General features: G+C 55.5%; 9 protein-coding genes and 1 pseudogene. 6 read left to right on the top strand and 4 right to left on the bottom strand.

The window, feature by feature from the left end:
• The first annotated feature begins 399 nt into the window (after positions 1-399).
• The 4 genes from DBR24_RS20775 (at position 400) to DBR24_RS20760 (ending at position 2527) form a co-directional block, all read left to right on the top strand.
• A complete protein-coding gene (locus DBR24_RS20775; RefSeq protein WP_128615694.1) occupies positions 400-600 on the top strand; it encodes a hypothetical protein in 201 nt (66 codons plus the stop codon).
• A 103-nt stretch (positions 601-703) separates the two neighbouring features.
• On the top strand, positions 704-1540 hold the full coding sequence (locus DBR24_RS20770; RefSeq protein WP_158277047.1) for an FkbM family methyltransferase: 837 nt from the start codon (positions 704-706) through the stop codon (positions 1538-1540).
• Positions 1541-1598: 58 nt separating this feature from the next.
• The gene (locus tag DBR24_RS20765; RefSeq protein ID WP_128615692.1) at positions 1599-2021 is read left to right on the top strand and encodes a cell wall hydrolase; all 423 of its coding nucleotides are present in this window, start codon (positions 1599-1601) and stop codon (positions 2019-2021) included.
• A complete protein-coding gene (locus DBR24_RS20760) occupies positions 2021-2527 on the top strand; it encodes a lysis system i-spanin subunit Rz (protein WP_128615691.1) in 507 nt (168 codons plus the stop codon). The genes DBR24_RS20765 and DBR24_RS20760 overlap by 1 nt, the downstream gene beginning before the upstream one ends.
• Here DBR24_RS20760 and DBR24_RS20755 read toward each other — a convergent pair.
• Both DBR24_RS20755 and DBR24_RS20750 read right to left on the bottom strand, forming a co-directional pair.
• The gene (locus tag DBR24_RS20755) at positions 2517-3200 is read right to left on the bottom strand and encodes an SOS response-associated peptidase family protein (protein WP_128615690.1); all 684 of its coding nucleotides are present in this window, start codon (positions 3198-3200) and stop codon (positions 2517-2519) included. The genes DBR24_RS20760 and DBR24_RS20755 overlap by 11 nt on opposite strands.
• A 23-nt stretch (positions 3201-3223) precedes the next feature.
• Entirely contained in the window at positions 3224-3949 is a 726-nt protein-coding gene (locus tag DBR24_RS20750; RefSeq protein WP_128615689.1) for a hypothetical protein, read from the bottom strand.
• A 738-nt stretch (positions 3950-4687) separates the two neighbouring features.
• Here DBR24_RS20750 and DBR24_RS20745 point away from each other — a divergent pair.
• Positions 4688-5143, top strand: a complete 456-nt coding sequence (locus DBR24_RS20745) for a DUF2214 family protein (protein WP_128615695.1) — start codon at positions 4688-4690, stop codon at positions 5141-5143.
• Positions 5144-5379: 236 nt separating this feature from the next.
• Here the strand turns inward: DBR24_RS20745 and csrA are convergent, their stop codons facing one another.
• Complete coding sequence (gene csrA, locus DBR24_RS20740; RefSeq protein ID WP_003179932.1) at positions 5380-5574, bottom strand: carbon storage regulator CsrA; 195 nt, start codon at positions 5572-5574, stop codon at positions 5380-5382.
• 250 nt (positions 5575-5824) lie between these two features.
• Here csrA and DBR24_RS20735 point away from each other — a divergent pair, with 250 nt between their 5' ends.
• The gene (locus DBR24_RS20735; protein ID WP_128615688.1) at positions 5825-6193 is read left to right on the top strand and encodes an SPOR domain-containing protein; all 369 of its coding nucleotides are present in this window, start codon (positions 5825-5827) and stop codon (positions 6191-6193) included.
• A 59-nt stretch (positions 6194-6252) separates the two neighbouring features.
• Here the strand turns inward: DBR24_RS20735 and DBR24_RS33080 are convergent.
• A pseudogene (locus DBR24_RS33080) lies at positions 6253-6329 on the bottom strand (deoxyribonuclease); the annotation flags it as partial.

The following is a 6329-nucleotide window of genomic DNA, read 5'->3' as shown; positions in this document are numbered from 1 at the left end:
TAACGGAGGGGCGTCTGGCGCAAATAATGGCATTTCAGGGACTGCGGGCGGCAACACAGTAATTGGTTCGCTGTTCACCCTGACTGGTGGTGGCGGCGGTGGCGGCGGTCTGATCCCTGGAGGTGGAGCTCAATCGACTGGATTCCCTGGTGGTGGTCTTGGGTATGACGGTGGGTTTGGCGGTGGTGGCGGTAACGGCGGCTCGGGGTCATTTGGTGGTGGTGGCGGAATGATGCGAGGTGGTGCACCAGCTGGTGGGAACGTAGGCCAATTGGCAGCAGGATTCGGATCGGGCGGCGGCGGAGCAGGCGCAACGTATGGCGCTAGCGCAGGTGCCGGCGCCAAGGGCGGCAATGGCACACAAGGTTACGTCCAAATCGAATATTGATAGGAGGGAGCATGGCTACTATTTCTAATTACGCAATGGTTGCTGAAGGAAAGGTCATTAATTTGATCGTCTGGGATGGTGATACTGAAAGCTGGTCACCCCCTGAGGATGGGGCGGTAGTGAAGTTGCGAGCAAAGCAGCGGGTTGATATTGGTGATCTGTACGACGGTAGCTCTTTCACGGCCGTCGGTGATCCGTGGGCTGCCAGCTGACCTGGAGCGAAAAGAGTTCGGCCCCGCCATGCTCCGAAAAGCTTTGGTATTTTAGATAGTCTCTGTGTAGGATTTGGGTCACAAAAACTCAGGAAGAGTGGCCGTGAAATTTATTACATATTCGCAAAATTTCGAAGACCTGATTTTACACAGAGCTCTTTCTGATATAGACAAAGGCTTCTATATCGATCTCGGCGCCGCAGAGCCAGACACCCACTCCGTAACAAAAGCTTTTTATGATCGCGGCTGGTCTGGCATCAATGTCGAGCCGGGTTCAAGACCGTTTGCAAGACTTGTTGAACAAAGAAATCGCGATATTAATATCAATTCCGGAATTTGGAGTTTTGACGGTAATATTCCAATCTATTTTGTTGGTGACGAAAATGAGCTTTCAACAACCAACACTTGGCTGATGGAACAGCATAAGGCCAGCGGTTGGGAGGTCAGAGAAGAAATTATACCAGTCACCTGCCTGCGTACAATTTGTAGTGAATATGTCAAAAGCTCGACCGTTCACTTCTTGAAGGTCGACGTTGAAGGGGCTGAGATAGAGGCATTCAATGGTCATGACTTCGATCAATGCCGACCTTGGATCATACTGGTAGAGTCGCATGAGCCAGGCAGGAAATCCAAGCATTGGGTGGAATTTGACAACAGGATCATTAGCCACGGCTACAAATATGTTTATTGCGATGCAGTAAATAGGTTTTATATTTCAGATGAAAAGTATGATGACTTGATTGAGCACTTTAGCCTTCCGCCCAACATATACGATAACTGGGTTCGCGCCGAAGAGGTTGAGTTCGAGAAGCGGTGCGTTCACGCAGAAAAGCAAATGATTAAAGGGTGGAGCGAACTAGCCGAAGCGCAGGCAAGAGTCAAAGTCCTGGAGGAACAACTCGCAGAGGCTCAGGCTAGAGTTAAAGAGTTTATTGGATAGCGTCTTGCTGTTAACACAAACCGCCTACGGGCGGTTTTTTATTGTCTGGAGAAAAGTGATGAATGCAGCAGAAAAAGACCGCGACATCCTTGCCCGCACGATTTGGGGGGAGGCCCGCGGCGAAGGCACGGCCGGCCAGATTGCCGTGGCCTGGACGATCCGCAACCGTGTGTTCGATGGGAAGACGAATTCGTGGTGGGGCGAGGGCTACGCCGGTGTGTGCCAGAAACCGTACCAGTTCAGCTGCTGGAATAAGACCGACCCGAACTATCAGTTCCTGATCGGCTTGAAGGAAATTCCGTTCCGCGAGCTGGCGCAATGTCGGATCGCTGCTGACCAGGTGATCGACGGCAAAGTGCCGGATCCCACCGGCGGCGCCACGCACTATTACGCGACCAGCATCAAGGCGCCGGCTTGGTCGGCTAAGGCAAAGCAGACGCTCAAGTTGGGCGGGCACGTATTCTTCCGGGATGTGCCGTGATGGTCGTTCCGTGGAAAGCGGTGGGTGTGCTGGCGTTGGTGCTGATCGGCGCCGGCAGCGCCTGGCAGTTTCAGGACTGGCGCTACGGCGGCCAACTGGCCGAGCAGGCGCGGCTGCACGCCGAAACCCTCAATCAACTGACCCAGGCCGCGGCTACCGCGCAGCAGACCGAGCAGGACAAGCGTCTGGCGCTCGAGCAGCAGTTGTCGGCCAGCGAGCAAACACACTTCAGGAAAATGACCGATGCCCAACGTGACCAAGATCGCCTGCGCGATCGCCTTGCCACTTCTGATTTGCGGCTGTCAGTCATCCTCGACGCAACCGACGCTTCCAAAGGCTGTGGTGTGCCAGCCACCGCCATCGCCGGCAGCGTGGATCATGCAACCGTACGAGCCCGACTTGACCCGGCGCATGCTCAACGAATTATCGCCATCACCGATACCGGCGACCGCGGATTGATCGCGCTGCAGGCATGCCAGGCGTATATCCGAGAGCTCACTCGCTGACTGGGCGGATCAGCTCGGAGCCCTGATTTCGGACATTCCCCACCGCGCGGTCGACTTTGAACCATTCGAACACTTCGGTCGGCTCCCCATGATGAAGAACCATCTGCTCCGCACGCTCTTTCGGCGTTACCGGGTCCAGCCATTCACGGGCGAGCTCTGGTGACAGTACGACCGGACGCCGGTCGTGGATGTCCACCATGCCGCCGGCGCTGTCGGCGGTGATGATCACGAACCCGTCGTGCTCGCCCGGCCCGTGCTCGTCGTTCGGATATTGGCCGATGGCGGCACACAGGATTGGTGACTGGTCCCGGTGCCTGATCAAATAGGGCTGCTTTTTCGGCCCGCCTTCGTCGACCCACTCGAACCAGTTGTTGATGGCTATGATCGCCCGGTGCGGCCAGATCGCGCGGAAGAACGGGCCGTGGGCGACTTTCTCGACCCTGGCGTTGATCGGTGCGGCGCGGTCTTTTTCCCAGTGCGGTCGCCATCCCCACCGAACCATGTCCGCGTGCAAGAATTGGCCTTCTTGGTGAAAAAGGGCGAGCTGGGCGGTCGGCGCGGCGTTGTACCGCTCGAAACGCTGATCCCCGGTCGAATTGACCAGGGCGTTCGGCATGCTCAGCGCTGCCACGAAGTCGTGAATGCCACTGTACTGGGATAGTCGTCCGCACATTGCCCGATCCTCGCATGGTTTCTTCAGCGTAGACCCGCGGGCGCGGGCCTCGTTACAAAACCTTTTCCGGAGCAGGTTGGGCAGTCTTCCCGGGCGCCAAACTGATCGAGGCAGGCAGGGCACATGCAGAAGGCCGCCGACTCAATGTGAGGTCGCACCTTTTCAAAAGCGCGTAGGTCTCGCTCTTCTTTGGCGATTTGAGCCGCATCAACCAGAGCGCGGTAAGCGTCTGGATCATCCATTGGCTTGTAATCAACCCCGCGAACGACCCGCTCGGTTTCAACGAGCTGGTACCGGCGCCCATTCAGTTCCAGAAACAGGCCCGAGATTGTCCCGATCTTTCGGGAAAGCCCCAAGGTCAGCCGTACTCCGTCCGCGCCAGAGTAAACCTTGCCGTCGTAGGGAAACGAGGCGCCGCGTGGTTCGTCGCTTTCGAAGTTGAAGATGGAACGGCTGATATTGCCAAGCAGCCTACCGGTGTGGACCTGCACGACATCGTAGGTCGACGCTCCGCGGTACTGGCCCGGCGAGTTTTGCAGCTCTTCTACAGAATGCCAGTAGGCGGCGTCTGCCATCTCGTTCATATCGAATTGCTCAAGCTGATCGATCAGTCCCTCTGTATGTAGCGCACCAGCCATTTGATGAAGCGTTTCCCGATGTGCCTCCGGGTTTTGCATGCGAAAGTCTTGGTCGTCGAGAGTCGCGCGCCATTGCTGGAGCCGGAGAGATTTGGCTTGGTCGAAATTCATGGAGGGAGATTCGCTGTACAGATGCTGTATGCATGTACAGTAATCGAGACGGGGCAGGTGGGCGAGGATAAGGCGACGAGCTGTAGGATTTTTGATTGGTGTTCGGTCGGCAGAAGGCCGTAGGAGGGCAAAGCACTGTAGGAAAATACAGCGCTAAGTTGTTGATTCTTATGGGGAGTAATGGCGATTTTTTACGCTGGAATTTTAGGTCTATTTCCTTTTTATATCAGTAGCTTACGGTTATTCCGAAGTCACCTTGACATGGTGGGGGTCGTTGGTTCGAGTCCAATCGCGCCTACCAAACAAAATCCGCTCTGCTGGGCGGTCTAGAAGGGCTCACCGAAAGGTGGGCCCTTTTTTGTTGTCTGCGATTTGCAGGGGCACGGAAAAGGTTTGGGTCTGGTGTTCGGCTGATAGCTCACCGTCGGTCGCCGTCATCCTTGAAAATTGTGTGGATATTGAAGGGGTTACGATTTTATTTAACCAACCGGTTATCAAAAAAACGTTGTTGCCCCTCTTTGAATTCAGTAATATTCGCCCCGCGTTCACCACCACGGTTTATGCATTTTTAAATCCCAAGCTTCCATCAGCTGCTTGGGATTTTTTTTGCCTGCAATTTGGCGTCCGCTCCTCCTGTTCCTCTCTATTCAACCCGTAGCGATCTTCGACAAGCAGGTCCCTGCTTTTTCGACTACTACTGACTGGCCGATTTCCGACTCTTGTCACGGGAGTGTTTCGATGCTGATTCACTGGTTGCTTGCCGCTGTTCATCTATTGGCGTTTGCTCTGGGCTTCTGGGCGGTGCTGACGCGCGGCACGGCGTTCATGCGCCTGGGTTCGGGCGCGGGTGAGGTCAAGCGGGTTTTGCTGGCTGACAGCCTCTGGGGGATTTCTGCGCTGGTTTTGCTGATTACGGGCGGGATGCGTGCATTCGGCGGGTTCGAAAAGGGCGCTGACTATTATCTTCATCAGCCGCTGTTTCATTTGAAGATGACGCTGTTTGTGCTGATTCTGCTGATAGAGCTCGCACCAATGATCACCCTGATCAAATGGCGTATTGCCTTGGGGCGAGGCGCAGAGCTCGATACCGGCCGGGCGAAGTTGTTTGCGCGAATCAGTCACGTCGAAGCACTGCTGATGGTGCTGATGGTGATTGCGGCCACTGGCATGGCTCGCGGTGTGACATTTGCTTAGGACGGCGCAATTCCCTGCTCCCTATCGGAAATGTCCGACAGTCAGTTCTGGTAATGACAGGTAGTATCGACCGGAAAGAAAGAAGGGCGGGGAGATCGAGGCGATGCGGGGCGAAGCTGTGCTGTGTTTCAGGCGCCGTGCCCAGCGGAGTGGGAAGCGGGTGGCAATACGGCGCGTGAATCTTTAGCCAGTCATTACGCGCGGGTAAACGAACTGGCTAGGGTTTGCGATGCGGCTCAGGGCGTTTGTGGCTTGTCCGGGGCGGTCAGGCCTGCCTGAATGCGCTGATAAATCTCTTCGCGGTGTACGGCAACGTTTTTCGGGGCGTTGATGCCAATGCGAACCTGTTGGCCGCTAACACCGAGGATGGTGATCGTAATGTCATCACCAATATTTATGCTTTCACCGACTTTGCGGGTGAGTATCAGCATGGTCTTCTCCTTGATTGCTTTGTAGGGCACCTGATTCAGACAGTGCAGAGGTCGGTGGTACGTATAGATTAGTGCGAAGTCTCACGGTTTGGGTGCCTCTTTCTGACGCGCAGATGCGGCATTAATTCCCAGGGCGTAACTATACAGAGGCTGCAATCATCAATCTCGTTGTTTTGTGCCCATTTTGCGGGGCTCGCGAAGTATTTTTGAATGATAAGATCGCCGCTTTGAGAATTCCGAGGAAAGTGTTGTGCGCAAATTGGTCTGGGTCATCGCGGCACTGGCATTGGCAGGATGTGGTGAAGGCAAGAGTGTAGACGTACAGAAGCCGAAAGCGGCAGTGGCGGCGGCACCTGCGGCGGCTTCTGCACCGCAGTGGGATCTGGAGGTGCGCGGCGAAACGCCTCAGGCTGTCAGTGATCTGAGTGGCTGGTTGATCGAGCACGCATTCGTTCCGACGGTGATCAAGGACGGCAGTGGTAAAACGCGAATTCTGATCGGTCCGTTCAACTCCCAGGCCGATGCTGAAGCTCGTAAGGTGCAAGTGGACGCGGCATTGGTGAAGGCGAAAAAACAGAACATTGAATCGGTGGTGATCGAGCACCCGATCGCGCCGTAGGCGTAAATAAAAAGGCCGTGAGCGTTATGCTCACGGCCTTTTTTAATTTGCGCATCCCGTCAGCCACAGGCTTTCAGATTCACCGGGCCGACGAATTCGTTGCCGCGTCCCATCACGCAGGCCACGCTCTGGTTGC

This window comes from Pseudomonas sp. HMWF006, from assembly GCF_003061205.1.
Taxonomy (GTDB): Bacteria; Pseudomonadota; Gammaproteobacteria; order Pseudomonadales; family Pseudomonadaceae; genus Aquipseudomonas; species Aquipseudomonas monsensis.
This window is presented reverse-complemented; position numbering and strand designations above follow the sequence as displayed.

What these genes read in the sequence shown, in the direction of transcription:
- DBR24_RS20760 (WP_128615691.1), top strand. Translation starts at nt 2,021, where the DNA reads ATGGTCGTTCCGTGGAAAGCGGTGGGTGTGCTGGCGTTGGTGCTGATC.
- DBR24_RS20745 (WP_128615695.1), top strand. Translation starts at nt 4,688, where the DNA reads ATGCTGATTCACTGGTTGCTTGCCGCTGTTCATCTATTGGCGTTTGCT.
- DBR24_RS20750 (WP_128615689.1), bottom strand. Translation starts at nt 3,949, where the DNA reads ATGAATTTCGACCAAGCCAAATCTCTCCGGCTCCAGCAATGGCGCGCG.
- DBR24_RS20775 (WP_128615694.1), top strand. Translation starts at nt 400, where the DNA reads ATGGCTACTATTTCTAATTACGCAATGGTTGCTGAAGGAAAGGTCATT.
- DBR24_RS20765 (WP_128615692.1), top strand. Translation starts at nt 1,599, where the DNA reads ATGAATGCAGCAGAAAAAGACCGCGACATCCTTGCCCGCACGATTTGG.
- csrA (WP_003179932.1), bottom strand. Translation starts at nt 5,574, where the DNA reads ATGCTGATACTCACCCGCAAAGTCGGTGAAAGCATAAATATTGGTGAT.
- DBR24_RS20755 (WP_128615690.1), bottom strand. Translation starts at nt 3,200, where the DNA reads ATGTGCGGACGACTATCCCAGTACAGTGGCATTCACGACTTCGTGGCA.